This window comes from Nocardioides sp. Iso805N (assembly GCF_000364605.1).
GTDB lineage: Bacteria > Actinomycetota > Actinomycetes > Propionibacteriales > Nocardioidaceae > Nocardioides.
This window is the reverse complement of the sequence record NZ_KB822578.1, coordinates 262594-288703: the sequence shown is the minus strand read 5'-3', so window position 1 is coordinate 288703 and position 26110 is coordinate 262594. Positions and strand designations below refer to the sequence as shown.

General features: G+C 69.6%; 28 protein-coding genes. 10 read left to right on the top strand and 18 right to left on the bottom strand.

What is annotated here, in order from left to right; translation table 11 throughout:
- Positions 1-47: 47 nt before the first annotated feature.
- Together H036_RS0111205 and moeZ are read right to left on the bottom strand one after the other, a co-directional pair.
- Positions 48-362: an MGMT family protein gene (locus H036_RS0111205; protein ID WP_017934878.1), complete on the bottom strand. Its 315-nt coding sequence runs from the start codon at positions 360-362 to the stop codon at positions 48-50.
- A gap of 19 nt (positions 363-381) precedes the next feature.
- On the bottom strand, positions 382-1629 hold the full coding sequence (gene moeZ / locus H036_RS0111200) for an adenylyltransferase/sulfurtransferase MoeZ (protein ID WP_017934877.1): 1248 nt from the start codon (positions 1627-1629) through the stop codon (positions 382-384).
- A gap of 178 nt (positions 1630-1807) precedes the next feature.
- Between moeZ and H036_RS0111195 the strand changes: the two genes are divergently transcribed.
- From H036_RS0111195 to H036_RS0111185, 3 genes are all read left to right on the top strand, one after another.
- On the top strand, positions 1808-2470 hold the full coding sequence (locus H036_RS0111195) for a TetR/AcrR family transcriptional regulator (protein WP_017934876.1): 663 nt from the start codon (positions 1808-1810) through the stop codon (positions 2468-2470).
- Between the two features lie 29 nt (positions 2471-2499).
- Positions 2500-2721: a DUF3107 domain-containing protein gene (locus H036_RS0111190; RefSeq protein ID WP_017934875.1), complete on the top strand. Its 222-nt coding sequence runs from the start codon at positions 2500-2502 to the stop codon at positions 2719-2721.
- A gap of 148 nt (positions 2722-2869) precedes the next feature.
- A complete protein-coding gene (locus tag H036_RS0111185; protein ID WP_026145962.1) occupies positions 2870-3166 on the top strand; it encodes a membrane protein in 297 nt (98 codons plus the stop codon).
- Between the two features lie 71 nt (positions 3167-3237).
- Here the strand turns inward: H036_RS0111185 and H036_RS0111180 are convergent, their stop codons facing one another.
- Together H036_RS0111180 and H036_RS0111175 are read right to left on the bottom strand one after the other, a co-directional pair.
- Positions 3238-4749 carry an OmpA family protein gene (locus H036_RS0111180; protein ID WP_017934873.1) on the bottom strand — a complete coding sequence of 504 codons (1512 nt, stop codon included), beginning with the start codon at positions 4747-4749 and terminating at the stop codon, positions 3238-3240.
- Positions 4750-4909: 160 nt separating this feature from the next.
- Positions 4910-5593, bottom strand: coding sequence for a ferritin-like fold-containing protein (locus tag H036_RS0111175; RefSeq protein WP_036488088.1), 684 nt, complete (start codon positions 5591-5593; stop codon positions 4910-4912).
- A gap of 125 nt (positions 5594-5718) precedes the next feature.
- On the opposite strand from H036_RS0111175, the gene H036_RS0111170 reads away from it, so the two are divergent.
- Positions 5719-7215, top strand: coding sequence for a DEAD/DEAH box helicase (locus tag H036_RS0111170; protein ID WP_017934871.1), 1497 nt, complete (start codon positions 5719-5721; stop codon positions 7213-7215).
- Positions 7216-7319: 104 nt separating this feature from the next.
- Here H036_RS0111170 and H036_RS24420 read toward each other — a convergent pair whose 3' ends face one another.
- Positions 7320-8048 carry a L,D-transpeptidase gene (locus tag H036_RS24420; protein ID WP_017934870.1) on the bottom strand — a complete coding sequence of 243 codons (729 nt, stop codon included), beginning with the start codon at positions 8046-8048 and terminating at the stop codon, positions 7320-7322.
- Positions 8045-8818, bottom strand: a complete 774-nt coding sequence (locus H036_RS0111160) for a ParA family protein (protein WP_017934869.1) — start codon at positions 8816-8818, stop codon at positions 8045-8047. The genes H036_RS24420 and H036_RS0111160 overlap by 4 nt, the downstream gene beginning before the upstream one ends.
- A 49-nt stretch (positions 8819-8867) precedes the next feature.
- Between H036_RS0111160 and H036_RS0111155 the strand changes: the two genes are divergently transcribed.
- Positions 8868-9629, top strand: coding sequence for an SDR family NAD(P)-dependent oxidoreductase (locus H036_RS0111155; protein WP_017934868.1), 762 nt, complete (start codon positions 8868-8870; stop codon positions 9627-9629).
- 73 nt (positions 9630-9702) lie between these two features.
- Here H036_RS0111155 and H036_RS0111150 read toward each other — a convergent pair whose 3' ends face one another.
- The 4 genes from H036_RS0111150 to H036_RS0111135 form a co-directional block, all read right to left on the bottom strand.
- Positions 9703-10308 (bottom strand): MarC family protein, encoded by a 606-nt coding sequence (locus tag H036_RS0111150; protein ID WP_017934867.1) that lies wholly within the window; start codon positions 10306-10308, stop codon positions 9703-9705.
- Entirely contained in the window at positions 10305-11183 is an 879-nt protein-coding gene (locus tag H036_RS0111145; RefSeq protein ID WP_017934866.1) for a PHP domain-containing protein, read from the bottom strand. Before H036_RS0111145 ends, H036_RS0111150 begins: the two co-directional genes overlap by 4 nt.
- A gap of 13 nt (positions 11184-11196) precedes the next feature.
- The gene (locus H036_RS0111140; protein WP_081615522.1) at positions 11197-11922 is read right to left on the bottom strand and encodes a DUF6758 family protein; all 726 of its coding nucleotides are present in this window, start codon (positions 11920-11922) and stop codon (positions 11197-11199) included.
- 95 nt (positions 11923-12017) lie between these two features.
- Entirely contained in the window at positions 12018-12572 is a 555-nt protein-coding gene (locus tag H036_RS0111135; protein WP_017934864.1) for a histidine phosphatase family protein, read from the bottom strand.
- A gap of 129 nt (positions 12573-12701) precedes the next feature.
- Here H036_RS0111135 and H036_RS0111130 point away from each other — a divergent pair, with 129 nt between their 5' ends.
- Positions 12702-13877: an MFS transporter gene (locus H036_RS0111130; RefSeq protein WP_017934863.1), complete on the top strand. Its 1176-nt coding sequence runs from the start codon at positions 12702-12704 to the stop codon at positions 13875-13877.
- On the opposite strand, the gene H036_RS0111125 is transcribed toward H036_RS0111130, so the two are convergent.
- The 5 genes from H036_RS0111125 to H036_RS0111105 form a co-directional block, all read right to left on the bottom strand.
- Positions 13868-14233 (bottom strand): YbjQ family protein, encoded by a 366-nt coding sequence (locus H036_RS0111125; RefSeq protein ID WP_017934862.1) that lies wholly within the window; start codon positions 14231-14233, stop codon positions 13868-13870. The two genes, H036_RS0111130 and H036_RS0111125, sit on opposite strands and share 10 nt — an antisense overlap.
- A gap of 72 nt (positions 14234-14305) precedes the next feature.
- Entirely contained in the window at positions 14306-15367 is a 1062-nt protein-coding gene (locus H036_RS0111120; protein WP_017934861.1) for a MaoC family dehydratase, read from the bottom strand.
- A 58-nt stretch (positions 15368-15425) separates the two neighbouring features.
- Complete coding sequence (locus H036_RS0111115) at positions 15426-16337, bottom strand: methylenetetrahydrofolate reductase (RefSeq protein WP_017934860.1); 912 nt, start codon at positions 16335-16337, stop codon at positions 15426-15428.
- A 14-nt stretch (positions 16338-16351) separates the two neighbouring features.
- A complete protein-coding gene (locus tag H036_RS25695; RefSeq protein ID WP_017934859.1) occupies positions 16352-16510 on the bottom strand; it encodes a DUF5302 domain-containing protein in 159 nt (52 codons plus the stop codon).
- Positions 16511-16617: 107 nt separating this feature from the next.
- On the bottom strand, positions 16618-17811 hold the full coding sequence (locus tag H036_RS0111105; protein WP_017934858.1) for an acyl-CoA dehydrogenase family protein: 1194 nt from the start codon (positions 17809-17811) through the stop codon (positions 16618-16620).
- 178 nt (positions 17812-17989) lie between these two features.
- On the opposite strand from H036_RS0111105, the gene H036_RS0111100 reads away from it, so the two are divergent.
- Positions 17990-19156, top strand: a complete 1167-nt coding sequence (locus H036_RS0111100; RefSeq protein ID WP_017934857.1) for an endonuclease/exonuclease/phosphatase family protein — start codon at positions 17990-17992, stop codon at positions 19154-19156.
- 50 nt (positions 19157-19206) lie between these two features.
- Here the strand turns inward: H036_RS0111100 and H036_RS0111095 are convergent, their stop codons facing one another.
- The 3 genes from H036_RS0111095 to H036_RS0111085 form a co-directional block, all read right to left on the bottom strand.
- Positions 19207-19422 carry a DUF6752 domain-containing protein gene (locus H036_RS0111095; RefSeq protein ID WP_017934856.1) on the bottom strand — a complete coding sequence of 72 codons (216 nt, stop codon included), beginning with the start codon at positions 19420-19422 and terminating at the stop codon, positions 19207-19209.
- 1 nt (position 19423) lies between these two features.
- On the bottom strand, positions 19424-20992 hold the full coding sequence (locus H036_RS0111090; protein WP_017934855.1) for a hypothetical protein: 1569 nt from the start codon (positions 20990-20992) through the stop codon (positions 19424-19426).
- 62 nt (positions 20993-21054) lie between these two features.
- Positions 21055-22143 (bottom strand): endonuclease/exonuclease/phosphatase family protein, encoded by a 1089-nt coding sequence (locus tag H036_RS0111085; protein ID WP_157417266.1) that lies wholly within the window; start codon positions 22141-22143, stop codon positions 21055-21057.
- A gap of 146 nt (positions 22144-22289) precedes the next feature.
- Here H036_RS0111085 and H036_RS0111080 point away from each other — a divergent pair, with 146 nt between their 5' ends.
- The 3 genes from H036_RS0111080 (at position 22290) to H036_RS0111070 (ending at position 26098) form a co-directional block, all read left to right on the top strand.
- Positions 22290-24245 carry an endonuclease/exonuclease/phosphatase family protein gene (locus tag H036_RS0111080; RefSeq protein ID WP_017934853.1) on the top strand — a complete coding sequence of 652 codons (1956 nt, stop codon included), beginning with the start codon at positions 22290-22292 and terminating at the stop codon, positions 24243-24245.
- Positions 24246-24315: 70 nt separating this feature from the next.
- On the top strand, positions 24316-25587 hold the full coding sequence (locus H036_RS0111075; RefSeq protein ID WP_017934852.1) for a magnesium transporter MgtE N-terminal domain-containing protein: 1272 nt from the start codon (positions 24316-24318) through the stop codon (positions 25585-25587).
- Complete coding sequence (locus tag H036_RS0111070) at positions 25580-26098, top strand: DUF1003 domain-containing protein (RefSeq protein WP_017934851.1); 519 nt, start codon at positions 25580-25582, stop codon at positions 26096-26098. The genes H036_RS0111075 and H036_RS0111070 overlap by 8 nt, the downstream gene beginning before the upstream one ends.
- Positions 26099-26110 lie beyond the last annotated feature (12 nt).

Sequence of the window (26110 nt, the reverse complement as noted above, 5' to 3'; positions counted from 1 at the left end):
AGGTCGATGATGGAGGTGACCGGCCGGTAACGACGACTCGGGGCCCATCAGGTGGGCAGCCAGAGCGCATCGCGCAGGTCGACAGCACCGGTCCCCCGCAGCGGAGTGCCCTCGGACAGATAGGCCTGACGGGCCTCGTCGCCCAATCGCTCGGGCAGGCTGCCGTCCGCGCGCACCACCCGCCACCATGTGACCAGCGAGCCGTGCCGCGCCATCACTGCCGCGGCCTGCCGTGGACCACCGCCGAACTCGTCGAAGAGTGCATCGGCGATCGCGCCGTACGTCGTGGCGCGTCCGCGCGGGACCTGCTCCACGATGGACAGGACCGCCTCGACGTAGTCGTCGAGGCGGTCCGATGTCATCTCAGCGAGCGCGGCCGCCTCAGTAGGCGGGCTGCGACGGGTCGATCTGGTTGACCCACGCGACCACGCCGCCGCCGACGTGCACCGCGTCGCCGTAACCGGCGCCCTTGGCGATCGCCAGGCACTCCGCGGAGCGGACGCCGCTCTTGCAGTGCAGCACCAACTGCTTGGAGCCGTTGTCGGTCAGCTTGCCGAGCTCGTCGAACGCGTTGCCGTTGAGGAACTCGTTCTTCGGGATCAGCACCGAGCCCGGGATCCTGTTGATCTCGTACTCGTTGGGCTCGCGCACGTCCACCAGGACGAACTCGCGGGCACCCTCCTCGCGCTCCTTGAGCATGTGCTCGAGTTGGACCACCGAGATGGTCGAGCCTGCGGCCGCGTCGGCCGCCTCGTCGGAGATGTTGCCGCAGAAGTAGTCGTAGTCGATCAGACCGGTGACGTCCGGGTGCTCACCGCACAGCCGGCAGTTGGGGTCCTTGCGGACCTTGAGCTTGCGGTACTCCATCTCGAGCGCGTCGTAGACCATCAGCTCGCCGACCAGCGGCTCGCCGATCCCGGCCAGCAGCTTGATCGCCTCGTTGACCTGGATGGAGCCGATGCTGGCGCACAGCACACCCAGCACGCCACCCTCTGCGCAGGAGGGGACCATGCCCGGCGGCGGCGGCTCGGGGTAGAGGCAGCGGTAGCAGGGCGCGTTCTCGGCAGCCTTGGCGAGCTCCTCGTTCTTCGAGTTGCGCAGGCCGGCGGCGAAGACCGATGCCTGGCCGTCGAAGCGGTAGATCGAGCCCCACACGTAGGGGATGCCGAGGAAGTAGGCGGCGTCGTTGACCAGGTAGCGGGTCGCGAAGTTGTCGGTGCCGTCGACGATCAGGTCGTAGCCCTCGAAGATCCGGTACACGTTGTCGTTGTCGAGCCGCTCCTCGTGCAGCACGACGTTGACGTAGGGGTTGACCTCGTTCACGGCGGCCTTGGCCGACTGCGCCTTCGGCTGACCGATGGTCGACTGCTTGTGGATGATCTGACGCTGCAGGTTGGACTCGTCGACCTCGTCGAACTCCACGATGCCGAGCGTGCCAACGCCGGCGGCGGCCAGGTAGAGCAGGGCGGGGCTGCCGAGACCGCCGGCGCCGATGATCAGCACCTTGGCGTTCTTGAGCCGCTTCTGCCCGGCCATGCCGACATCGGGGATGATCAGGTGGCGGCTGTAGCGGCGTACCTCGTCGATGCTGAGCTCGTCAGCGGGCTCCACGAGCGGTGCGAGCGGCACGGGATCCTCCTTAGGTCTGGCTGTCTGTCGTTCCGGACCGCGCGATGTGCGCCGCGGTACCCGGCCCAACACGTGTCCTGGCCTCCATGTTCCCGCACGAGGCAACGCGCGCGGCGATGGTCCCGGCATCCGATATCGATCTACCGAAGAGTAGGCTGCGGGCCTGATCATCAACGGCATGACCGAGCGGGAGCAGGACGGCGTGAGCACCGACCAGTACGACATCGACGAGGTACGCCGCCGCGGCGCCCGCATGCCTCGATCCGAGCGCCGCACGCAGCTTCTCGGCGCCGCGCTCGAGGTCTTCGTCGCCCAGGGCTACCACTCCGCCGCGATGGACGACATCGCCGAGCGGGCCGGCGTCTCCAAGCCGGTGCTCTATCAGCACTTCCCCGGCAAGCTGGAGCTCTACCTCGCACTGCTGGAGCAGTCCTGTGACGCCATGATCGGCAACGTCCGCGAGGCGCTCGCCTCCACCAGCGACAACAAGGAGCGCGTCGCCCGGACGGTGCACGCCTTCTACGACTACGTCGCCAGCGAGTCCGGCGCCTACCGCCTCATCTTCGAGTCCGACCTCACCAACGAGCCGCTGGTGCGCGAGCAGGTCGACCGGGTCACCAACGAGTGCTCCTCCGCGATCGCGGAGGTGATCGCGGCCGACACGGCGCTGCCCGAGCCCGCCGCTCTGCTGCTCGCCTCGAGCCTGGTGGGAATGGCAGAGGTCTCCTCCCGGTTCTGGCTCGACAGCCAGCGGCGGATGGACAAGGACGCCGCCGCCGACTTCGTCGGAGGCCTTGCCTGGCGAGGCATCGCCGGCTACCCGAAGACCGACGAGCATTGAGCCGTCCTACCCCCGAGAAGGAGCCCGCCGTGGAGATCAAGATCGGCGTCCAGTACGCCGCCCGTGAGCTGGTCGTGGAGACCGACGAGTCGCTGGAGTCGGTGGAGAAGCTCGTGGCCGACGCCGTCGCCGCCGGCGGCGTCCTGACGCTGCGCGACCGCAAGGGCAAGCACATCATCGTCCCCGCCGAGAAGATCGCCTACGTCGAGATCGGCGGCGGCACCCTGGGCACCGTCGGCTTCCGGAGCTGACCCCGCCACACCGAGCCTCACCACACCAGTACGCCGTCGCGACACGCGGCGGCGTACTGCGTCATGGGGTGAGTGCACAGACGTCACCGTGGGTGGAAGATCAGCCGTGGGGTACCTGCCCCGCCTGACCACACGGAAGGCAAGCATCATGCTCTGGACGATCATCGTCACCCTCGTCGGCGGCATCATCATCGGCGCGCTCGGCAAGTTCTTCGCGCCCGGCCACCGCGACAACATCCCCTTCTGGCTGACCGTCGTCTGCGGCATCATCGGCATGCTGGTCGGCAACACGCTCTACTACGCCATCTTCAAGGACAGCCCCTCCGACAAGTGGGACAACATGACCCGGGGCATCGACTGGTGGCGCCACGTCTGGCAGATCGCCGTGGCCGCGCTCGCCGTGATGGGGGCTTCCTTCGTCACCGGACGCGACCGCAGGGCCTGACCCTTCCCGTACGGAGACGACCGCGCCCTCACCCGATATCGAGTGAGGGCGCGGTCGTCTCTGCTGAGACCCTACTTGGTGTAGTAGATGTCGGCGCGGCGGTTCTTCGCCGGGTTCTTGCTGACCGGGTTCTCCATCGCGGCAGCGACGGTGACGGCCTTGGCCTTCACACCGTGCGCCTTGAGGAATGCGACCACCGCAGCAGCACGCTTCGAGGCGAGCTTGCGGCTGTGGGCGCTGTTCTTGCCCGGGCCGTAGGTGTTGCCGTACACGATGACCGTGCGGGCGGTGCGCAGCGTGGCGAGGTCACCGCGCAGGGACTTCTTCGCGGCCCGGGTCAGCACCGCGGAGTCGAACGCGAACAGCACCTTGCCGCCGTGCTTGAGCTGCTTCGACGGCGTGGCCGCCTTCACGAACGCGACCTTGACCTTGCCCGCGCGCACCTTGGCGGCGCCGTCGGTCACCGCGATCTTGCAGGTGCCGGGCGCGATCAGGGTGACCTCACCGTCGGCGACGCGGCAGACCGCGGCCGGCGTGGCCTTGACCCGCAGGTCCGACTCGCCCTTGCCCAGCACCGGAACGGTCTGGGTGGTCTTGCCCTTTGCCGGGATGACCGGAGCGCCCCACACCGGGAACGACTTGGTCACCATGCCCACGCCTGCCTGAGCGGCCATGACACGGCACGTGCCGGCCTTGACCAGCTTCAGCGACGAAGCCGAGGCGACGGTGCACACCGACGGGGTGTCCGAGGTGGTGGTGATCTTCGCGATCGTGGTGTTCGTCGACTGACGCAGGACGTTCTCGACCGCCGCCGAGGACGTCACCTTGTACGTCGCGGTGTGCTTCGACAGCGCGACGCCGGCGGGGACCTGGAGCGAGAGGGCTGACTTGGCGGCCACGATCTGGAAGGAGCGCGTCACCGTACCGGCCGCAAGCCAGTAGTGGTCGGCGTCGGGGTACTGCAGAGCGGCGACCGTGCACGTGCCGACCTTGTTGAACGTCAGCAGACTGCTGTTGCTCGACATCGCCGGACGCACAGTGCCGGCCGGGCGGCGGGAGTAGACCTTCATCGAGCAGACGTCGGGGGTGTTGGAGCCGTACTGGATGAAGCCGCCTGAGGGCGAGGTCGCCTGGATCATCAGGCTGCCGGTGCTCAGCAGCTGTGTCGAGATCACTGGAATCGCAAGCGCCGGAACGTCCTCGACCGAGAATGTCTGGGGCACGTCAGCAGCAGCCGCGTAATCCTCGTCCCCATCCTGGCTGGCCACGATCGTGCAGTCACCGCGGGCGACGAGGGTGATGTGGCTACCGCCGGCAGTGGTGCAGACGCCAGTGGTGGTGGAGGCATAGCTGACCGAGAGACCCGACGGTGTCCCGGGAGCGCCGGTCAGCGCCGTAGCGGCCGCCGTCACGCTGCCGGCCGAGAGTGGCGTGGCCGGGACCGTTGGGAAGTCGATCGTCTGGGACGGCAGCCCACCGGCGTGCGCGGCGACCGGCAGAGCGAGAGTGAGACCTGTGGCGGCGATGCAGCCGGCCACGGCCACGCCGAGGGAACGGCGCAGCCGAGTGGTGATACGGAGCATGAAGACTCTTCCGTAGGAGACGGACGGGAACGGCGGCCGTCCGCGGAAGAGCTCCAGGCGCGACGGGCGCGGTGTTCCTGATCGGCCCCCGGCACCGGCTGGTGAGAAGAAGAACCGGCTTCTCTTTACTTTCCAGCCACCCTGCGTTCAGGTCGCGCGCTCAGTGCTCGAGCCCGAGCTGCCCCATCCGCTCGATGTGCCGCTGGGTGATGCGGCCGAAGATATCGGCGATCGAGGCCAGGTCCAGGGTGCCGATCACGTCGCCCGCCAGCACCTCGGAGAGCGTGTCCCGCTCGGCCGCGACGTGCTGCGTCTGGGTCAACGCCTCCCCCATGATCCGACGTCCCCACAGCGCCAGCCGGCCGGCGATCAGGTGGTCGGCCCGGATGCCCGCCCGGACCCGGTCGACGATGAACTCGCTGCGGTCCTCGACCAGTGTGGAGGTGATCAGCGATCGGGTCCGAGGATCGAGGTGGACCGCGAACTCGCGGTAGAAGTCGCGCACCAGGTTGTCCCCGACGTACGCCTTGACGAGGGACTCCCACCAGTCGGCGGGGGCGGTGTACTCGTGGAAGGTGTCGATCGGGACCCGGAAGGGCGCCATCGCCTCGTATGGGTCGGCGCCGAGCTCGCGCAGCCCCTCAAGGATCGGCGTCACCTGGGCGAACTGCGCATTGGCCAGCTGCAGCAACTCCAGCTTGTCGGCCAGCGACGGCGCACGGCCGGCGTCCTCGGTGAGCCGCTCGCAGGCGGAGATCTCGCCGTACCCGATGGCGCCGAGCAGGTCGACGATGGCCGCACGATAGTGCGGGTCGGACAGGTCGGGAGCCACAGATGCAACCACGGGAGCACCCTACCGATAGACTTGGGACTTGTATGTGCGCGGCACTGCGCTTTCCCTGACTGGTTGAGACGACCTGGTTGAGACGTCAGAGCCGCTCCCCGTCAAGCGAAAGCGACAGCTGAATCATGACCACCTTCCGTGACCTCGGCGTCATGCCCGAGATCTGCGACGCGCTCGAGAGCAAGGGCATCATCGAGCCGTTCGCCATCCAGGAGATGACCCTCTCCGTCGCCCTGCAGGGCACCGACCTGATCGGCCAGGCCCGCACCGGCACCGGCAAGACCCTCGCCTTCGGCATCCCCGTGGTGCAGCGCAGCGTCTCCCCCACCGACCCCGACTACGTCGACCTTCCGCAGGGCAAGCCCCAGGCGCTGATCGTGGCACCGACGCGCGAGCTGGCGCTGCAGGTGTACGGCGACATCACAGTGGCCTGCTCGCTGCGCGGCCTGCGCACCGTGGCCGTCTACGGCGGCGTGGGCTACGAGCCGCAGATCGAGGCGATGGAGACCGGCGTCGACATCGTGATCGGTACGCCGGGCCGCCTCATCGACCTGGCCAACCGCAAGGTGCTCGACCTCTCCCACGTGCACGCACTCGTGCTCGACGAGGCCGACGAGATGCTGGACCTCGGCTTCCTCCCCGACGTGGAGAAGCTGCTCAGCCTCACGCCGGAGACCCGCCAGACGATGCTGTTCTCGGCGACCATGCCGGGCGCGATCGTGGCGCTGGCCCGCACCCACATGCGGCACCCGATGAACATCCGCGCCGAGTCGTCGTACGACACCTCGATGGTGCCGGCGACCGCCCAGTACGTCTACCAGGCCCACGACCTGGACAAGCCGGAGATGATCGGCCGCATCCTCGTCGGCACCGAGGGCGTCGACAAGGTCGTCGTCTTCGCCCGGACCAAGCGCCAGGCGCAGCGCGTCGCCGACGACCTGACCGACCGCGGCTTCAACGCCGGCGCCCTGCACGGCGACATGGCACAGGTCGCCCGCGAGAAGACGATGCAGCGCTTCCGCGACGGCAAGGTGCAGATCCTGGTCTGCACCGATGTGGCCGCCCGCGGCATCGACGTGACCGGCGTCAGCCACGTGATCAACTACACGACGCCCGACGATGAGAAGACCTACGTCCACCGCATCGGCCGCACCGGCCGCGCCGGCGCCTCCGGGATCGCCGTCACGCTGGTCGACTGGGCCGACCTGCACAAGTGGAAGATGATCAACAAGGCCCTCGACCTGCCGTTCGACGCGCTCGTGGAGACCTACTCCTCCTCCGAGCACTTCCTGCACGACATGGGCATCCCGAAGGGCACCAAGGGCCGGCTGAAGAAGTCCGAGCCCGCCCCGAGGGCCGAGCGGCCCGCCAGCAAGGACAGTGAGCGTTCCGAGCGCGCCCCGCGCAACCGGTCGCGCAGCCGCACCCGCTCCCGCAGCGGCGAGGTCGTCGCCGGTACGCCGGACGGCGCGGGCGACAGCCCGCAGGCAGCTGTGGCCGGTAGCCCCGAGGGTGCCGAGAGTGCCGACGGCGAGAGCACGCCGTCGCGCAACCGCCGTCGCCGCCGTCGCCCGGCGGGTGCCAAGCCGGCCGGCGAGGGCGCCCCGGCTGCCGCTGAGTGAATCGGCTTTGACCCCTGGGGGTCAGAACCGCACGTTGATGGGCAGAGCTTTGGCCGACAACCTGCGGTTTTGACCCCTGGGGGTCAATCCATATCCCCGCCGCCTCAGGCGACGACGACCACCTCGGTGCCGACCGAGGCGAAGTCCCACATCGCTATCGCATCGTCGGTCTTCTGCCTGATGCAGCCGTGTGAGAGCCGCTGACCCAGTTGGGCGACGGTCTGCAGCGGCTTGCCGCCCTTGGTCGGGATGCTGTGGAAGCCGATCGAGGCACCGTTGTCGGTGCCGTGCGCGAACCGGACGAAGTACTGCATGACGCCCGAGTCGTCAATGCCGACGGCCCAGCGGGACTTCCCGTAGACGTGATAGGTGCCGGCTACGAGGTTGTCCTCGTCGCTGCCCGAGACCGGGTAGGTGCGCTCGACCGTGCCGTCGGAGCCGACGATCCACACCCGCTGCTCGGTCTGGGAGAACACGGCCCGCTTGCCCGTACCCGAGCCGGCCGGCAGCGCGGTGTCGGCATCCGCCGAGACTGCGGGTGCCGACGACGAGCTGGAGCCCGACGCAGCAGACGAACCGGCCGATGCCGACCCGGCATCGGAGGAGGCGGCCGACGACGGAGACGCTGACGGCGAGGCGGTCGGCACAGCCGACACGGCGCTCTTGGGCAGCGACGCCGCAGCGGCGGCCGGATCGGTCGCCACCGACCGGTCGGGCGAGCCGGAGAAGATCCCGAAGCCCGCGAGCACGGCGATGAGAGTCACCCCCATCGCGGCCGTCAGCAGCCCGATCCGCCCCCAGCGGGGCCGGGCGTCAGCGCGATGCTTGCTCACGGCCGGCGGCTCCGTGCGGCACGCTCGGCGAGGTGGACCGCGACCTCCCGGTAGGCCTGCGCACCCTTGCTCGACCGCGAGGTCGCCAGGATCGACCTCCCGGCGGCCGGTGCCTCCGCGAACTTGATCGTCTTCGGGATCGGCGGCTCGATCACGTCGAGACCGTAGGTCTCCGAGATCGTCTCCAGCACGGTCCGTGCATGGGTGGTGCGACCGTCGTAGAGCGTCGGCAGGACGCCCCAGACCTCGAGGTCCTTGTTGGTGAAGCGGCGTACGTCGTGGACGGTGTCGAGCAGCTGTCCGACACCACGGTGCGAGAGGGTCTCGCACTGCAGTGGGACAAGTACGCCGTCGGCAGCGGTGAGTGCGGCGACCGTCAGCACACCCAACGAGGGCGGGCAGTCCAGCAGCACCCAGTCATAGTCGTCCACGTCTTCCAGCACCGCGCTGAGCACGTGCTCGCGGCCGGTCCGGGTCAACAGGTCGGCCTCCGCGCGGGCCAGCTCGATCGTCGCCGGCAGCAGGTCGACCCCGTCCTCGGTATGCAGGATGACCTCGGCCGGGTCGGTGCGCTTGGTGAGCACGTGGTGCACGGACAGCTCGAGGTCCTCGGGATCGATGCCGAGGGAGAAGGTCAGGCAGGCCTGCGGGTCCAGGTCGACGAGCAGCACCCTGTGACCGAGCTCCGCAAGCGCGGCGCCGAGCGAGGCGACGGAAGTGGTCTTGGCGACGCCACCCTTCTGGTTGGCGATCGCGAGCGTGGTGGTCATCAGGTCCATCATGCCCGACGGCTGGCGAAGTCGGTGTCAGACTGACGGTATGTCCGAGACTGCACTCATCACCGGCGCCACCGCCGGCATCGGCCTCGCCTTCGCGCGCCAGCTCGCCGCCCAGGGTCACGACCTGGTCCTCGTCGCCCGCGACAAGGGTCGGCTGGAGGAAGTGGCGGCCGAGCTGACCACCACGCACCGCGTGCAGGTCGAGGTCCTCGCGGCCGACCTCGGCGACCGTGCCCAGCTGGGCACCGTCGAGGAGCGGCTGACCGACATGGAGCGTCCGGTCGACCTCCTGGTCAACAACGCCGGTTTCGGACTCAAGCAGCGGTTCCTGGACAACACCGCCGACCAGGAGCAGGAGATGCTCGACGTGCTGGTGGTCGCCGTACTGCGTCTCTCGCACGCCGCCCTCGGCCCGATGGCGGCCCGCGGTCGCGGCGGCATCATCAACGTCTCCAGTGTCGCGGCCTTCCTCCCCCGCGGCACCTACAGCGCAGCCAAGGCCTGGGTGAACAGCTTCAGCGAGTGGGCCTCGCACGAGTATGCCGAGCGCGGCGTGCACGTGATGGCGCTGTGCCCCGGCTTCACCAAGACCGAGTTCCACGAGCGGATGGGCGTCTCGCGCGGCTCGGCGCCCGGCTTCATGTGGCTCGAGGTCGACGACCTCGTCGCCGCAGCCCTCAAGGACTATCGGAAGAAGAAGGTCTTCTCGATCCCGTCGGCGCAGTACAAGGCGGTCGTGGGCGTGACCAGGGCGATCCCGAAGGGCGTGCTGCAGCGGTTCCAGTCGCTGGGCCGCAAGTGACGTACGCCGAGCGACGTACGCCGAACGTGTCGAGGCGCCTCGACACGTTCGGCGACCGTTCTAGGCGACCGTTCTAGGCGCTCTCGATGAAGACCCGCACCGCATCCTCGACCATCTGCACGGCGATCGCCGCCAGCAGCAGACCGGCGATCCGGGTGACCAGCATGACGCCGCCCTCCCGGATCAGTCGCAGGATCGGCAGCGAGAAGCGCATCACCAGCCACAGCGCCACGTGGACGGCTATGACGCCCAGCGCGACCGCGGTGAAGTCGGCGAACTCGTGCACCCGGCGGGAGAAGACCATCGTCGCCACGATCGCTCCCGGTCCGGCCAGCAGCGGCGTACCGAGCGGGACGAGTGCGATGTTGGTGTCCCCCGACGCCGGCTGGTCGTCGGACTTCCCGGTCAGCAGCTCCAGCGCGACCAGGAGCAGCAGCAGGCCACCGGCGCACTGCAGCGACGCCACCGAGATGCCGAGGTAGTCGAGGATCGCCTGCCCGAAGAACGCGAACGCCGCGATCACGCCGAAGGCGACCAGCACGGCCTGCCAGGCGGCCCGTCGCGCCGTCGCCGCCGAGCGGCCGCTGGTCAGTGACAGGAAGATCGGCACGGTGCCGATCGGGTCCATGATCACGAACAGCGTGACGAAGGTCTCGCCGAACAACGCACCGGTGATCACGGCAGCACCACCTGCGGCGTGGGACGTCCGGCGGCCGCCGACGCCGCCGCAGCCCGGTCCAGGAGTCGACGCAGCTCGGCGGGATCGGTGGTGTTCACGCCCAGAGGGTGCCCGGTCTTGCCGGTGCCGTGGTAATCGCTGGAGCCGGTGACGATCAGGTCGAGGTTGCGCGCGATCGCGCGCAAGGCATCCCGGGTCGATGGCGGATGGTCCTGGTGGTCGACCTCGAGACCGCCGAGGCCGAGTGCGACCAGCCCGGCGATGTGCTCCTCGGACGGCTCGTGCCGCCCGCTGCGACCCCAGGGATGCGCTATCACGGTGACGCCACCGGCCTCGGCGACGAGCCGGATGACCTCCTCCAGCGGTGCGTTGTAGCGGTCCACGAACCCCTGCCGGCCCCACGACAGGTAGCGGTCGAACGCCTCGTTGCGGTGGCCGACGACACCGAGCGCCACCAGCGCGTCGGCGACGTGCGGACGGCCGGTCGCAGCCGCCTCGGCCGACTGCTGGTAGACGTCGTCCTCGGTGATCGGGATGCCGATCTCCTGGAGCTGGGAGACCATCGTCGGCACCCGGGCGGACCGGCCGGCCAGCACGTGGTCGAGCTGGGTGACCAGCTCAGGGAGGGTCGGGTCGAGCAGGTAGCCCAGCAGATGGACGCTGTGGCCGGCGTACTCGGTGCTGATCTCGATGCCTGGCACCACCGTCACGCCGTGCTCGGCTCCGGCGGCCAAGGCCTCGGGCCAGCCCGCTGTGCTGTCGTGGTCGGTGATCGCCACGACGTCGAGCCCGCTCGCGGCGGCGGCCGCCACCAGCTCGGCGGGCGAATCGGTCCCGTCGCTCACCCGTGAGTGGGTGTGGAGGTCGATGCGCACTCTGGGAGCGTACTCACCACGTGCCGTGCGGTCCGCCGAAGGGAACCTCCACCAGCGCCATCCCGAGGCCGGAGACGTCACGCAACTGCCATTCGTCGTTCAGCAGGAGGATCGCGGAAGCGGGCCGTAGCACCAGCCACAGCCACCGGCCCGCGGCCTCGCCCACCACCACCGACCTGTCCCACTCGCCGTTCAGGCCGGCCGCCGCGGTGTCGACCGGGCCGTCGGGGCCGCCATCCGTGGCGCTCCACCCGGTGCCGGGGAAGGGCTCACCCGTGGTGTGCCAGGACGCCACCGGCCACAGCGGCACCGGCTGGCTGCCGATCCGCAGCCGGGCCGCCGGCGGCCCGTCTCCCGCTTCGGTGCCCGGGTCGGCCCCCGACGTACCGGCGCAGCGGGCGCCGAGGCCCACCCCGGCCTCCTCCGCCACCACGAGCACGTCGACCGGCCCGTCCAGCTCGCTCGGCCCCGAGACGCAGGTCAGGGTCGCGGTCGCGCCTCGGTCGTCGCCGACGACAGCGAAGTCGGTGACCTCCCAGCCGGGCCTCAACGGCCAGGGCAGGTACGTCGGAAACCCGTCCGCCTGATCCAGGTGGGCGACGAACCCGTCGTAGCTGGGTTGTGCAGGCCGCCACAACGGACGGACCGGACCGTGGTCGGGGCATGCCCAGCTGCCCCCCTCACCCACCCGGGCGACGGGCGTGGGGCAGCGCGGGCAACCGGGGGCCAGCGGCGGCATGTCCCCCACCGTCCCGCGCGCACGGGCGCCGGTCAAGAGGTGGAGACCCGCACGTCAGGACGTGCGCTGCTCGCACCTCGACCGGCGGGCCGACGTCAGCAGTTCCAGGTCAACACGGCGGGCTGGCCGCGATCGTCGCCGAGCACGGAGAGGGTGGCGGTGCCGAGCACGAGGAACCGACCGAAGGACACCGGCTCCCCCAGCCAACGCGCGGCGAGCGCCCGCAGGCAGTGTCCGTGCGCGAAGACCAGCGTGTCACCCTCCAGGGCACGCACACGCGCGATCACACGGTCCAGCCGAGCGGTGATCTGCTGGGCGGTCTCGCCGCCGGGAGTCACGCCGGTCCAGATGCTCCAGTCCGGGTCGTGCTCGCGGATCTGGGTGGTGGTGATGCCCTCGTAGCTGCCGTAGTCCCACTCGACCAGGTCCTCATCGACGACCGCGTCGGGGAAGCCGGCCAGCTCGGCGGTACGCCGCGCACGCTGCCGCGGCGAGGTGAGCACGTGCTCGAAGCTGTGCTCCGCCAGCCGCGGCCTGAGCCGGCGCGCGGACTCCTCACCCTCGGGCAGCAGCGGCAGGTCAGTGGTCGAGGTGTGCCGCCCCGCTTCGCTCCACTCGGTGGCACCATGACGCGCGAGGTAGAGGCTCATGCGCGCGCTCGCTGCGCTCCATGCGCGCCCGAGGCACGAGGGAGTCGGTGTCGGACGGTTCGCTCGCTTCGCTCACTCACGCCGCGAGTCTGACAGGCGAACCGACGAGACTGCTGCCACGATCACCCCATGACCATCCCCGACGCTGCGCCGACGCCATCGGTGCACCTGGCGCGCTCGCGCCGCGCCGCCCAGGTCGCGTTCGCCACCCAGGGGCTGGTGTACATCAGCCTGACGGCCCGGCTGCCGCGCTTCCAGGACCGTTGGAACCTCTCCGACCTCGGCCTGTCGGGGCTCTTGCTGATGATGGTGCTGCTGGCCGGCGTCGGCTCGGTCGTCGCCGAGAACCTCGCCAAGCGGCATCCCAGCGGGCGCCTGCTGCGCGGCGGACTCGTGCTGATCGCCGTCGCGCTCCCGATCATCACCACGGCACCGGCGATGCCCTTCTTCATCCTCGGCCTGGCCCTGTACGGCGTGGCGCTCGGCGCGGTCGATGCCGGCACGAACATGCAGGCCGTGGCGCTGGAGCATGCCTACGGCCGCCCGATCCTGCCGTCCTTCCACGGGGCCTGGACGCTGGGCGGGGTGATCGGCGGCGCGCTCGCCCTCGCCCTCGGCGGCGCGCCGCTGTGGGCGGACGCGTTCCTGCTGGTGGTGCCGCTCATCGCAGCGGCCGGCCCCCTGCTGCCCCGCGTCGGCGCCACCGTCGACGTCGGTCTCGGCGGCATCCCGTGGCGACCGATCCTGCTGGTCGGGCTCGGCATGGTGCTCTTCTACATGGTCGACACGGCCGTGCAGACCTGGGGACCGATCTACCTCGACGACGTCTTCCCGACGCCGCACCACCTGGTGGCACTGGCGACGTTCCCCTATCTGCTGGCCTCCCTGGTCACCCGGCTCTCCGGCGACGCCCTGGTGACGCGGCACGGCGTCGTCCCGGTGCTGCGGATCGGCGCCGTGGTTGCCTGCGCCGCGCTGGCGGTCGTGGTCTTCGCGCCGTCGTGGCCGGTCGCTGTCGTCGGGTTCACCGTGCTCGGCGCCGGGGTCGCCGTGATCGCACCGCTCAGCTTCTCCGCCGCGGCCCGGATCGCCGGCGGCAGCCAGCAGCGGGTGGATGCGGTGATCGCGCGGTTCAACCAGTTCAACTACGTCGGCGCGCTGCTCGGATCGGTGATGACCGGTGTCTTCGGCTCGAGCTCGTTGCGGATCGGCTTCGCCGTACCGATGGTGCTGATCCTGGCGATGCTGCCGCTGGCCCGCGCGTTCGCCGTCACCACCGTCGAGGTGCCCGCCCGTCAGCGTTGATAGCCGAGCTGGCGCGCCGTCTCACGTGCCGCATCGGTAACGGGCTTCGCGACCACGGCGGTGCCGTAGGCGCAGATCTCGGTCCAGGTGTTGCTCATCTCCGAGGTGTCATAGCGCATCGCGACGATCGCGTTGCCACCCCGGTTGCGAGCCTCCTCGATCATCCGCGTCATCACGTCGTTCCGGCTGTTGATGAGGTTCTGGGTCATGCCCTTCAGCTCGCCGCCGACCAGCGACTTGAAGCCGGCGCCCATCTGTGAGAAAGCGTTGCGCGAGCGGACCGTCAGGCCCATCACCTCGCCGCACACCCGCTGGATCTCCCACCCGGGCAGGTCGTTCGTCGTCACTACCAGCATGGCCGCGACGCTAGGGCACGGCCGCCGAGCCTGTCGAGGCGTCTCTCGACAGGCTCAGCGAGCGAAGGACACTCAGCGCGGGATAAGGGCCCAGTAGTCCAGATCAAGCAGGACGCCGGCGGCGTACTTGCCCTCGCCGTCGCGCAGCGCCATCGCCTCGTCACGGCCCTTGGTGGCGACCAGTCGCAGTCGCAGCGCACCGACTCCCGGCGCCGACGTCGCCGCCTTGGCGAGCACCTCGGACCAGGCATAGATCGTGTCGCCCGCGAAGGCCGGCGCGACGTGCGAGCCCGCGTTGATGGCGGCGATGAGCTGGGCGTTGGCCAGACCGTTGAACGAGAGCGCGCGGGCCAGCGAGATGACATGGCCGCCGTAGACGAGCCGGGTGCCGTCGGCGCGGGCCTCGGTGTTGAAGTGCACCTTGGCGGTGTTCTGCCACAGCCGCGTCGCCATCATGTGCTCGGCATCGGTGAGCGTGACCCCGTCGACGTGGTCGATCTTCTCGCCGACCTCGTAGTCGTCGTAGCGGTGCGGCTCGCCTGCCGCGGCGAAGTCGTAGGAGGTGAAGTCCAGGCCCGCCGGCACCACCAGGTCCGCCGGCTCCACGGCCGGCGCCAGCACGGGCAGCACCGTCTCCGGCGCCGGGCTCTGCGCAGAGCGCTTGTGCACCATCACCCAACGCACCCACTCGATCGCGACCTCGCCACGCTGGTTGGTGGCGGTCGAGCGGACGTAGACCACGCCCGACTTCCCGTTGGAGTTCTGCTTGAGGCCGATCACCTCGGATCGGGTCGAGAGCGTGTCGCCCGGAACCACCGGCTGGTGGAAGCGGCACTCGGCGTACCCGAGGTTCGCCACCGCGTTCAGGGAGATGTCCGGAACGGTCTTGCCGAAGGCGATGTGGAAGCCGATCAGCTCCTCGACCGGGTGCGCCTGGAGACCCACCGCGGCGGCGAACTGCGCCGAGGACGGTACGGCGAAGCGCGTCGGGTACAGCGCGCCGTACAACGCTCGATCGCCCTCGGTCACCGTGCGGGGCGTGGCGTGCACGATGACCTGGCCGATGGCGAAGTCCTCGAAGAAGTTGCCCGCGGCGGTCTTCGAACCCTGTGTCATGCTGACGGTCTTGCTCACGAAAGGCCATCCTGCCGAACAGCGAACGCCTCGTGAACGGCGCCGACGGTGGCGAATGTCACGCGAGAGCCAGTGTCCTCAGCGTGGCCGCGAGCCGGACCGACGCCTCGATCTCGACGCGACGGTTCGACACGCTCTCCACGTTGAACCCGTACGGCGCGCCCAGCCGCTCGCAGAACGCGGCGAGCTCGCGGGCGGTGGCTACGCACTGGTCGAAGGAGGTCGCCAGCGGGTCCTGGGCGTGCTCGAGGTCGTTGCGAATCCATCGCGGCACGTCCACGCCCAGCCAGTCCAAGAACGCGAGCGTCTTGAGCGAGCCGCAGACCGAGAGGGTGAAGAGCACCGGCGCCGGTGCGATGCCCCGATCACGGCAGGCGAGGAGGTAGTCGGAGACCATGCTCTTCGCCGCCGAGGTGTCGTAGACGACCTGCGTGATGAAGAACGAGCAGCCTGCGTCCTGCTTGCGCAGCATCCGCCGTGGCTCAGCGGTGCCGCGCTCGGGGATGGCGACGCCGCCCATCCGCAGGTCGGGCCGCTCGGTGGCGCGGAGCTTCTGCGCGGCCGGCAGCGAGGTGCGGACCTCCTTGCTGCCCGAGGAGGCGCCGACGAAGACGCTCAGCACCCACGCCGCCGGCTGCTCGCAGAGCCAGGCGCCGAGTTCGCGCTCGTCGTACTTGCCGACACAGCGGTAGACCACGACCGATCGCTGCCAGCCACTCAGATGGGCGTCGAGGAAGCGGGCGGGATCCATGGTCGGCAGGTAGGGGAAGGGGCGCTCCTCGGCGTTGCGGTCGCTCTCGTCGTCGATGTCATAGAGCACCAACGCATCCACGTCGACCCCGCGGAGGCGCTCCAGGACGGCGTCGGCGATCCGCTGGGCCTGTTCGGGCGTGGTCGCCAGCTTCGGCGGTGTGATGCTGAAGAGCAGCAGGCCGCTGTCTCCCGCCGCGATCCGCTCCGGCAGACCCATGCGTCGGCGGGCGGTCAGCCGGACTTGCGGCGGTGCAGCTTCGGGCCGCCGCCGACCACCTCGGAGCCGTGTGCCTTCTCCTTCGACCCTGCCGAGTCGGCGGATCCGTGCTGGGCGCCCTTCTTCTTCTCCAGCGCCTCGCGCATCTTCGCCTTCAGGTCGTCGTTGGTCATGGGGGTTCCTCCGAAGATACGTCGGCCGGGATGCCGGGCTTCCACCCTTGCATCCCGGCCCACGCCAGGTCGACCCGGGACGGGCCCCGGCCGCGATCAGACCCCGATCAGGCCTTGTACTCCTTGAGCAGCTGGCGTCCGATGATCATCTTCTGGATGTCGGAGGTGCCCTCGCCGATCAGCATGAACTTGACCTCACGCATCAGGCGCTCGATCTCGTACTCCTTGGAGTAGCCGTAGCCGCCGTGGATCCGGAAGGAGTCCTCGACGACCTCGTTGGCGTACTCCGAGGCCAGCATCTTGGCCATGCCGGCATCGACGTCGACCCGCTCGCCGGTGTCCTTGAGCCGTGCGGCGCGGACCATCATCGCGTGCGCGGTCTCGACCTTGGTGGCCATCTCCGCGAGCCGGAACAGGATCGCCTGGTGCTCGGCGATCGCCTTGCCGAAGGTGTGCCGCTGCTGCGCGTAGGCGATGCCGAGCTCGAAGCCACGGATCGCCAGGCCACACGCACGCGCGGCGACGTTGACCCGGCCCACCTCGACGCCATCCATCATCTGGAAGAAGCCCTTGCCCGGCTCACCACCGAGGATCTGCTCGGCGGCGATCTTGTGGTGGTCGAAGACCATCTCGGTGGTGTCGATGCCCTTGTAGCCCATCTTGTCGATCTTGCCGGGCACGGTGATGCCCTGCTCGACCTCGCCGAAGCCGGGCGTCTTCTCCACCAGGAAGGTCGTCATGTTGCGATAGACGGACTCCGCGCCCTCGTCTGTCTTGGTCAGTACGGCGACCAGCGTCGAGGTGCCGCCGTTGGTCAGCCACATCTTGTTGCCGGTGATCTCGTAGCTGCCGTCGTCCTGCTTGACCGCCTTCGTCGAGACCGCGGAGACGTCCGAGCCCAGCCCCGGCTCGGACATCGAGAACGCGCCGCGGACCTCGCCGGTGGCCATCCGGGGCAGGTACTTCTGCTTCTGCTCCTCGGTGCCGTGGTTCATCAGCATGTGGGCCACGATGAAGTGGGTGTTGATCACACCGCTCACGCTCATCCAGCCGCGGGCGATCTCCTCCACGCACAGCGCGTAGGTCAGCAGCGACTCGCCCAGGCCGCCGTACTCCTCGGGGATCATGATCCCGAAGACACCGAGCTCCTTGAGCCCCTCGACGATCTCGGCGGGATAGGTGTCGGAGTGCTCGAGCTCCTGGGCGACCGGGATGATCCGCGCCTCGGTGAAGTCGTGGACGGTCTTGAGGATCTCCTCCTGGATATCGGTGAGACCTTCGGTCTGAGCAAGGCGGCCCATCGAGCACTTCCCTTCAGCGACGACTTAGTTAACGCACGAGTAACCTGTGCGCCGATCAGTATGTCGAGCACCACTTCGTTGCGATACCCAGTGTGATTCATTTCGCTGTGCTTGGGACTCTGGCTAGCATCGCGGTTCGGGGGCGAGCACGACCGAGGCACAAGGGACGGGAGACGACGTGGGCAGCCATCGCGGCCACCGCGCCACCCGGCCGCCTCGACGGGTCCGCCTTCTGCCGACCGTCGCCGGCCTGATCGGGATCGCCGTCGCCGCCGGACTGGTGGTGGACCTGACCGCGGGCGGCCCGGTCAGCGGCATGTTCACCACCGCCGCCAGCCACTCCAGCACCGATCATCCCGACCGGGCCGGGAATGTCGCCGTCGCGGCAGCGGCGACAGTGGTGCCCGGCGTGCGCCTTGCGCGACACGTGCCCACCGCGGCCGAGCTCGACGCGAAGTACGCCAGGCGCGGCCTGGAGCGGGTCGGCAAGGGCGCGACACAGGAGACCGACTTCAAGGTCTCCTCCTTCAACGTCCTCGGCGCCATGCACACCTCGACCAAGAAGAGCGCCCACCCGCGCTGGCCCACCGGGACCTCACGGATCGGCAGGGTGGCCGGTCTGCTGCGCAGCTACGACATCAGCGTGGTCGGCATGCAGGAGCTGGAGGCGCCGCAGTCGCACGCCTTCGCCAGTGTGGCGCCGCAGTACGCGGTCTATCCCGGTACGTCGGTCGGCGGGACGCCCTCAGACAACTCCATCGCCTGGCGCACGGCCGACTGGACGCTGGTCGAGGCCGACCTGACCGCCATCCCCTACTACGGGCCGCCGGTGCGGATGCCGCACGTGCTGCTGCGCAACAAGCGGACCGGCAGGCTGGTGTGGTTCGCGAACTACCACAATCCCTCCGACGACCACGGGAACGCACAGGGCAAGCGCGACGCGGCGGTCCAGATCGAGGCGGCGCTGGTCAAGAAGCTCTCGGCCGACGGCACGCCGGTGATCCAGACCGGCGACTTCAACGACCGGCAGGAGGCGGCCTGCCCGATGATGACGCAGGCCGACGTGCATGCCTCCGACGGCGCACAGATCTCCGATGGGAGCTGCACGGTGCCGATGAAGCCCTATCCCACCGTCGACTGGGTCTTCGGCACCCACGACGTCTCGTTCAGCGGTCACGTGGCCGACTGGAGCACCCGCGACCGCGAGGTCAGCGACCACGAGATGATCCGCACCGCCGTCACGGTCGCCGCCCGCACCGACCAGAAGGCCTGCGTCACCCGCACCGTCGGCGGCAAGAAGCTGTGGTGGTGCCCGCGCACCGAGAGGTCACTTTCCGCGGGTTGAGTGTCCGGGTTCGCTGACCACTCGACGCGCGGAAAGTGACCTCTCAACCGTCAGAGTGAGGCGTGGTAGCGCTCAACCAGCTCTCGGACGCGCTCCTGGTCGCCTGAGGCCAGCGGCACCAGCAGCTGGGTGACCAGGTCGGTCAGCTCCGCCACCCGCAGGTTGACGTTGCGGCACTCCTGCACCTCGGCCTCGAGCTCGGCCACGCGCCGCTCCAGCTCCGCGGTCGGTGCGGCGCCTCGGCTCAGCCGGTCCTTGATGCTCAACTCAGTTACCTCCAGCAGTGCGCGCGGGCCAGTCCGCGACCAGGTGACAGGTGATCGATGCGCCCGGGTCCTCGGAGACCGGATGCAGCTCGCGCCCGAGGATGCGAGCGCCGGCAAGCTCCAGCGTCGCCGACACGGCGTCGGGATCGAGGGCCGCGGCCAGGTGCAGCTCCTCGCCGTAGCCGTCGTTGCCCCACCGAACCAGGAACTCCAGGTGGAGGCGTCCGGCGCCGTCGACCAGCAGGGTTCGCCCGAGCTCGGCGAGCCGCTCGACCGGCAACCCATCGGGCGCGATCGCATCGACCAGGTGGCGGGCCGTGACCAGCCGGGGAGCGGGCAGCGCACACCCCGCGTACGCCGCGACCGCACCGTGATGGCGGTGCTCGAGCAGGTTGAACGTCCAGAACCGCACGTCCTCGTTGCCGGCCTGGCGCTCGGCTTGCACGCGGGGCGCGTTCGGCTGCACGTCCAGGCCGAGGCTCGGCACGGCGTACCACTCGGTGACGGCCGAGACGTCGCGCCCGCGCCCGCACCCGACATCGACGTACGACGCGGGCGGCTCCTCGCGACCGTGGATGCGCCGCAGCAGCGCCGAGGGCCCCTTGCCGCGGCCGTAGCCGCGCTGGGCGTAGGCCCGGTCCCACTCCTTGCGGCTGGTGCGGATGCCGCGGAACCAACCCGAGAGGCGACGGGTGGTCGAGCGGGGCGTCTCGAACTTGAACGCCGGATCCGGGGTGCGCCAGTGCGGACCGTAGGTGACCGAGAGGAACCGACCGGTGTCGGCAGGCACGGGGAACTCGCGGCCCTCCAGCGTCGCGGTGCCGAGGGGGAAGACCCACTCCCGCTCGAAGGGGGCGCGGATCTCCCCCATCAGGTGCAGGTGACCCTCACGCAGGAAGCCGCCGAAGACGTCGAGGCCGCGCAGGCTGCCGTCGCTCTCCGGCACCAGGATCTTGAACGCCGCACCGGAGTAGCGGGTGATCCGGTAGCCCAGCGAGGCCAGGTCGCGCTGGATCCGGAACGACTCGAGCACCACGTCCGCCGGCTCGGTATGGGTCGAGACGTAGCCGAGGTCGGCGTCGGAGTCATGTCCGATCAGCCGTCCGCCACGCACCGCGCCCAGCAGGGTGCCATAGGCGAGGAAGCCCTCGATGCCGACCTTGCCGAGAGCGGCCAGCACCTCCTCGATCGCGTCCATGAGTGGGCGGACGTGCTCGGCGCTGCGACCCGCGAAGGTCTTGACCCGGCGGTTGTCCTTGTCCAGGGCCAGCGGGTTGCCCTGCTTGTCGACCACCGCGATCCGTCCCTCGCCTGCGCCGAGGCGGACGTCGACGTCGTACAGCGCCCGCTCCTGGCCGTGCTCGTTGAGGCTCAGGCGGGTGGTGCCGTCCAGGTAGGCGCGCAGCGACTCCGGCCAGGCGACCAGGTGGCCACCGTCGCGGACGGCGCCGTCGCGCTGCAACCAGAACGACCAGATCCGTCGCCCGTCGAAGCACACGTCGAGGATGACCTCACGAGCGGAGCGGGCATAGATGCCCTCGTCGTCCACTCGGACGTCAGTGACCGGCATGGGGAGGAGTCTAGGCGAGCGGGCGAGTCAGGCGGCGCGGGCGGCAGTGGCGGAGAGCAGGCTCAACGCAGCGTCACGGTGGCGGCGTAGAACGGGTGGTCGGTCGCGGCACGGACGAGGCTGGAGTGGTCCATCACCGGGTCGGAGAACGTCACGTCCGGGGTGCCGAAGATCCAGTCGATCGGCACGCTGCCGCCGATCGAGGGCGCCTGACAGCCGGTGGCCGCGTTGCCACCGCCGTACGCTGCGTGCAGCGGCGCGTCGGCAGTGAGCAGGCAGTAGGCGTCGGCGCGCTCGTTGAGGTCACCGGTGAAGATCACCGGGATCTTGTAACCGTGCATCTGCTTGATCAGCTGCACCTCCCGCGACATAGCGCTGGTGCGGTTGCCCTGCTGGTGGTGGTACTTGTAGGTGTCCGCCGAGTTGTGCACGTTGAAGAAGTAGACCTGCTTGCCGGTCTTGCGGTCACGCAGCAGCACGACCGGCATGTCGACGTTCGATCCATTGAAGTAGGGGATCTGGACGACCTGCTCCTGCACCACCTCGAAGGTGTCGGTGCGCCACGCGATCGCGTCTCGGGTGTCACCTGAGACGCCCGGGTAGATCTGCCAGGCGCCGTGGGTCTGGTCGAGGAAGGTCTGCGCCTGGATGGTCTCGAACTCCTGCAGCCCCACCACCTGGACGTCGTGCTGACTCAGCACCGAGACCGAGCGCGCCATCCGCCACACCCCGGACGGCCGGCTGGCCTCGTCACCATGACCACCGGTGTGCGAGGAGCCGAGCACGTTGAGGGTGGCCACCCGGAAGGTGGCCGGCTGCTGCGCGGCCAGCGACTGGGCCTGGGCGGCCAGCGAGGACGCCAGCGCGCCGGGGCCCGGGGCATTCGTACCGGGGGCGACGGTGGTGCTGGGCGCTCCCGAAGCGCCGGGGCTCGTGGACGGCACCGGGGTGGAGCTGGGCACACCGGAGGGCGAGGCGGCCGCGCTGCCCACCGAGGAGGTCTGCAGATAACTCGGCGTGGCGGTCGGCGACGAGGTGGCCGACGTCTTGTCGCCGCCGAGGTGGAGTTGCAGGAAGACCACTGCGGCCACGATCAGGACCAGTGCACCGATCAGCACGGCGTCCAACGGACGAGGACGTCGCGGCGTCATCCGATCCCCTCTTCACAGGCTGTCTTCCGGGGCCCCATTGGACCATGCCCGTGCCTGCGTCGCGGACTCGCGCCCGGGGAGACTCACAGCAGTGCCACAGCGGAATCGGCACTGGCGTCGCTTGCCGACGACGTACCCTCGCTCCCATGCGTCTCGGAGCATCCGTCCTCGCGGGCGTCGTGGCGGCGACGCTCGGCACCGGCCTTCTCGTCGGCACCTCGAGTGCCTCCGCCAACGATGCGATCGCCGTCGGGGCAGCCTCGACCGACCAGGTGAGCACACCCGCTGGCAGCACCAGCTTCCGCATCGCCACCTTCAACGTGCTCGGCAACAGCCACACCACCACGCACGGTGACGAGTCGACCCGACCGTCGGGCACCAAGCGGATGACGCAGACCGTGCAGGCCATCAACGAGGGCCGGCCCTCGATCATCGGCTTCCAGGAGATGGAGCGCGTGCAGTACGCCGCGTTCAAGCACCTCACCGGGAGCACCTACGGCACCTATCCCGGCGACGACACCGACCAGCTGGTGGTGGCGAACAACATCGCCTGGCGCAACGACACCTGGCGGCTGATGTCGGCGACGACGTTCACGGTGCCGTACTTCTACGGCAAGTACTCCCGTCGCCCGCTCGTGCTGCTGCAGAACATCCACACCGGCCAGGAGGTGTACGTGATGAACACGCACAACCCGGCCGACGTGCGCGGCAACGCGCTGGCGTGGCGCAACAAGGCGGTGGCGATCGAGGCCGCGCTGATCACTCGGCTGCGCTCCACGCACCCGAACATCCCGGTGCTCCTCACCGGCGACATGAACGACTCGAACAACTTCTACTGCCCTGTCACCGCCGCGGCGCCGGTGCACGCGGCGTACGGCGGAACGCACGCGTTCTCACCAGCCGATCAGTGCACGCCACCGACGTTCGTGAGCGGCAAGACGACGTACAAGCCGATCGATTGGATCGTCGGGACGCCCGACGTCGCCTTCAGCGGCGCCACCCGGGTCAAGGACGCGGTCGTCGCCGTGGCCAGTGATCACCCGCTCTACTGGGCCGACGCCACGGTCAAGGCGACAGCGGCCCCTCGGCCAGGCATCACCCACGTGGTCGCGATCGACGCCGAGGGGCTGACCTCCAGTGCGCTGACGGCGTCTGGAGGCCGCTACGCGCCATATCTCAACGCCATGCGCCGCGGCGGGACCTCGACCTTGTCGGCGCGCACCGAGCCGGACAGCACCAAGCTGCTGCCCAACACGATCGGCATCCTGACCGGCCGCAAGGTCTTGAAGAAGGGCGGCGGCGGACACGGCGTGAAGGGCTCCGGCGACGACGGCAAGACCGTCGCCTCGCATGCCAAGGGCTACGTCTCCTCGGTCTACGACGTGGTGCACGACTTCGGGCGGAGCACCGCGCTCTACTCCAGCGACCCCGTGGCCAAGCTGGTCAAGCGGTCCTGGTCCAAGGCGCACGGCGCGGCCGACCGGATCGGCGCCAGCAACGGCAGGAACAAGATCAGCAAGTCGGTGATCTCCACCTCCGACAAGTCGGTGACCGCCTCCTTCCGCAAGCACATCGCCCACCTCAAGGCTTTCTCGCTGGTGCAGCTGACGGGTGCGGTGCACGCAGGCCAGCGCAGCGGGTGGAGCACCAAGAAGTACAAGAAGGCGGTCAGGACCCTCGACCACCGGATCGCCGCGATCGTGCACGCCATCCAGGCGAATCGGGCGACGGCCACCAACACCCTGGTCGTGGTGACCTCCAGCGCCGGCGGGAAGGGCCATTCCACGGGCGGCACGAAGACGGCCAACTTCCGGGTGCCGTTCATCGTCTGGGGTCACGGTGTGGCCGCCGGCCAGGACCTCTACGCGCTGAACCCGGCGACGTTGAGTCCCGGCTCTGCCAACCCTGGCCTGACGGTCGGCCAGCCGGTCCGGAACGCTGCGGTCGCCGACCTGGCGACCTCCGCCCTGGGCCTGCCTGCGGTTCCCGGCAGCATCTTCGACAGCGGCCGCGACCTCAACGTCTTCCACGCTCCCGTGACCGCGCTCCCGCACGACCCCGCGCTTCAGCCGATCGCCGGAGCAGCCGCCCGCAGCTCGTGACGTACGACGCGCCGTCCGACGCGGGCCGCCCGGGGCACCCCCGACGGCCGGTGGCCGGTAGCGTGTCGCCGTGAGCACCACCCCCGTCCGCGTCTACGCCGCCCGCATGGTCGGCCTGCCGATCTTCGACCCCCAGGGCGATCAGGTCGGCAAGGTGCGTGACCTCGTGGTCTCGATGCGTCGCGAAGGAAGCCAACCGCGCGTCCTGGGTCTCGTCGCCGAGGTGTTCGGCCGGCGACGGATCTTCGTCCCGATGACGCGCGTGACAGGGATCGACAGCGGCCAGGTGTACACCACCGGGCTGCTCAACATGCGACGCTTCGAGCAGCGCTCCACCGAGACCCTGGTGATCGGTCAGATGCTCGACCGGCAGGTCACCATCCGCTCCAGCGGCGTCACCGGCATCGTGTACGACGTGGCCATGGAGCAGGCCCGCAACCGAGACTGGGTGCTCTCCCGGGTCGCCGTGCAGGAGCCCTCCACCAAGAAGATCGGCCCGGCCAGCCTGCGCCGCCGCGGGCAGACGCACGCCGTCGACTGGAGCGATGTCGAAGGTCTCGCGCACCGCTCCCCCACCCAGGGTGCGACCCACCTGCTGCAGGCCATCCAGGAGATGAAGGCCGCCGACGCGGCGGCGATGATCCACGAGCTGCCGCTCGAGCGCCGCCTGCAGGTGGTGACGGCGCTCGACGACGAGCGCCTGGCCGAGGTGCTCGAGGAGCTGCCCGAGGACGACCAGGTCGAGATCGTCGCCCTGCTGGACTCCGAGCGCGCCGCCGACGTCCTGGAGGAGATGTCGCCCGAGGATGCGGCCGACCTCATCGCCGACCTGCCTCCCGAGACCGCGGAGACGCTGCTCGAGCTGATGGAGCCTGAAGAGGCCGAAGACGTCCGGCGGCTGATGTCGTACGCCGAGAACACCGCCGGCGCGATGATGACCCCGGAGCCGGTGATCCTCGGTCCCGACGCCACTGTCGCCGACGCTCTCGCCCATGTGCGCAACCCGGAGCTCACCCCCGCCCAGGCCGCGGTGGTCTATGTCTGCCGTCCGCCGCTGGAGACCCCCACCGGGAAGTACCTGGGCATCGCGCACATCCAGCGGCTGCTGCGCGAGCCGCCCTCCTCGTTGGTCGCGGGGGCGCTGGACGACGCCCTCGATCCCCTGCACCCGACGAGCACGCTCGACGACGTCGCCGCGGTGATGGCGACCTACAACCTGGTGGCAGCCCCCGTGGTGGACGAGGGCGGCCACCTCGTCGGCGCCGTGACCGTCGATGACCTACTCGATCACCTGCTGCCGGAGAACTGGCGCGAGCGTGCGAAGGAGGGCGGCCGTGGCTGAGACCCGACGCACCCGCCTCGACACGCCGCTCGAGGTGCGCCGCCGCCCCCTCGTGCGACGCCCGACCTTCTCCCCCGACGCGTTCGGGAAGTTTGCCGAGGAGTTCGCCCGCTTCATGGGTACGGCGCGCTTCCTGCTGTGGATGACGGTCTTCGTCTTCGTCTGGCTGATCTGGAACATCGCCACACCGAAGTCGCTGCACTTCGACACCTACCCGTTCATCCTGCTGACCCTGATGCTCTCGCTGCAGGCCTCCTACGCGGCGCCCCTGATCCTGTTGGCACAGAACCGCCAGGAGGCTCGCGACCGTGTGATCGCCGAGCAGGACCGCCGGGTCAACACCCAGGCGCAGGCGGACATGGAGTTCCTCGCCCGCGAGATCGCCTCGCTGCGGATGGCGCTGGGTGAGGTGGCGACCCGTGACTACATCCGCTCCGAGCTGCGCTCGCTGCTCGCCGAGCTGGAGGATCGCGGCTCGCAGGCAGGCCCGCCCGAGGAGGAGGCCGGATAGCGGCCCGCTGAG

What these genes read in the sequence shown, in the direction of transcription:
- H036_RS0111130 (WP_017934863.1), top strand. Translation starts at nt 12,702, where the DNA reads ATGACCATCCCCGACGCTGCGCCGACGCCATCGGTGCACCTGGCGCGC.
- H036_RS0111185 (WP_026145962.1), top strand. Translation starts at nt 2,870, where the DNA reads ATGCTCTGGACGATCATCGTCACCCTCGTCGGCGGCATCATCATCGGC.
- H036_RS0111195 (WP_017934876.1), top strand. Translation starts at nt 1,808, where the DNA reads ATGACCGAGCGGGAGCAGGACGGCGTGAGCACCGACCAGTACGACATC.
- H036_RS0111125 (WP_017934862.1), bottom strand. Translation starts at nt 14,233, where the DNA reads ATGCTGGTAGTGACGACGAACGACCTGCCCGGGTGGGAGATCCAGCGG.
- H036_RS0111140 (WP_081615522.1), bottom strand. Translation starts at nt 11,922, where the DNA reads ATGCCGCCGCTGGCCCCCGGTTGCCCGCGCTGCCCCACGCCCGTCGCC.
- H036_RS0111090 (WP_017934855.1), bottom strand. Translation starts at nt 20,992, where the DNA reads ATGCCGGTCACTGACGTCCGAGTGGACGACGAGGGCATCTATGCCCGC.
- H036_RS0111180 (WP_017934873.1), bottom strand. Translation starts at nt 4,749, where the DNA reads ATGCTCCGTATCACCACTCGGCTGCGCCGTTCCCTCGGCGTGGCCGTG.
- H036_RS0111085 (WP_157417266.1), bottom strand. Translation starts at nt 22,143, where the DNA reads ATGACGCCGCGACGTCCTCGTCCGTTGGACGCCGTGCTGATCGGTGCA.
- H036_RS0111115 (WP_017934860.1), bottom strand. Translation starts at nt 16,337, where the DNA reads ATGGGTCTGCCGGAGCGGATCGCGGCGGGAGACAGCGGCCTGCTGCTC.
- H036_RS0111135 (WP_017934864.1), bottom strand. Translation starts at nt 12,572, where the DNA reads ATGAGCCTCTACCTCGCGCGTCATGGTGCCACCGAGTGGAGCGAAGCG.
- H036_RS0111105 (WP_017934858.1), bottom strand. Translation starts at nt 17,811, where the DNA reads ATGGGCCGCCTTGCTCAGACCGAAGGTCTCACCGATATCCAGGAGGAG.
- H036_RS0111155 (WP_017934868.1), top strand. Translation starts at nt 8,868, where the DNA reads ATGTCCGAGACTGCACTCATCACCGGCGCCACCGCCGGCATCGGCCTC.
- H036_RS0111160 (WP_017934869.1), bottom strand. Translation starts at nt 8,818, where the DNA reads ATGACCACCACGCTCGCGATCGCCAACCAGAAGGGTGGCGTCGCCAAG.
- H036_RS0111205 (WP_017934878.1), bottom strand. Translation starts at nt 362, where the DNA reads ATGACATCGGACCGCCTCGACGACTACGTCGAGGCGGTCCTGTCCATC.
- H036_RS0111080 (WP_017934853.1), top strand. Translation starts at nt 22,290, where the DNA reads ATGCGTCTCGGAGCATCCGTCCTCGCGGGCGTCGTGGCGGCGACGCTC.
- H036_RS25695 (WP_017934859.1), bottom strand. Translation starts at nt 16,510, where the DNA reads ATGACCAACGACGACCTGAAGGCGAAGATGCGCGAGGCGCTGGAGAAG.
- H036_RS0111170 (WP_017934871.1), top strand. Translation starts at nt 5,719, where the DNA reads ATGACCACCTTCCGTGACCTCGGCGTCATGCCCGAGATCTGCGACGCG.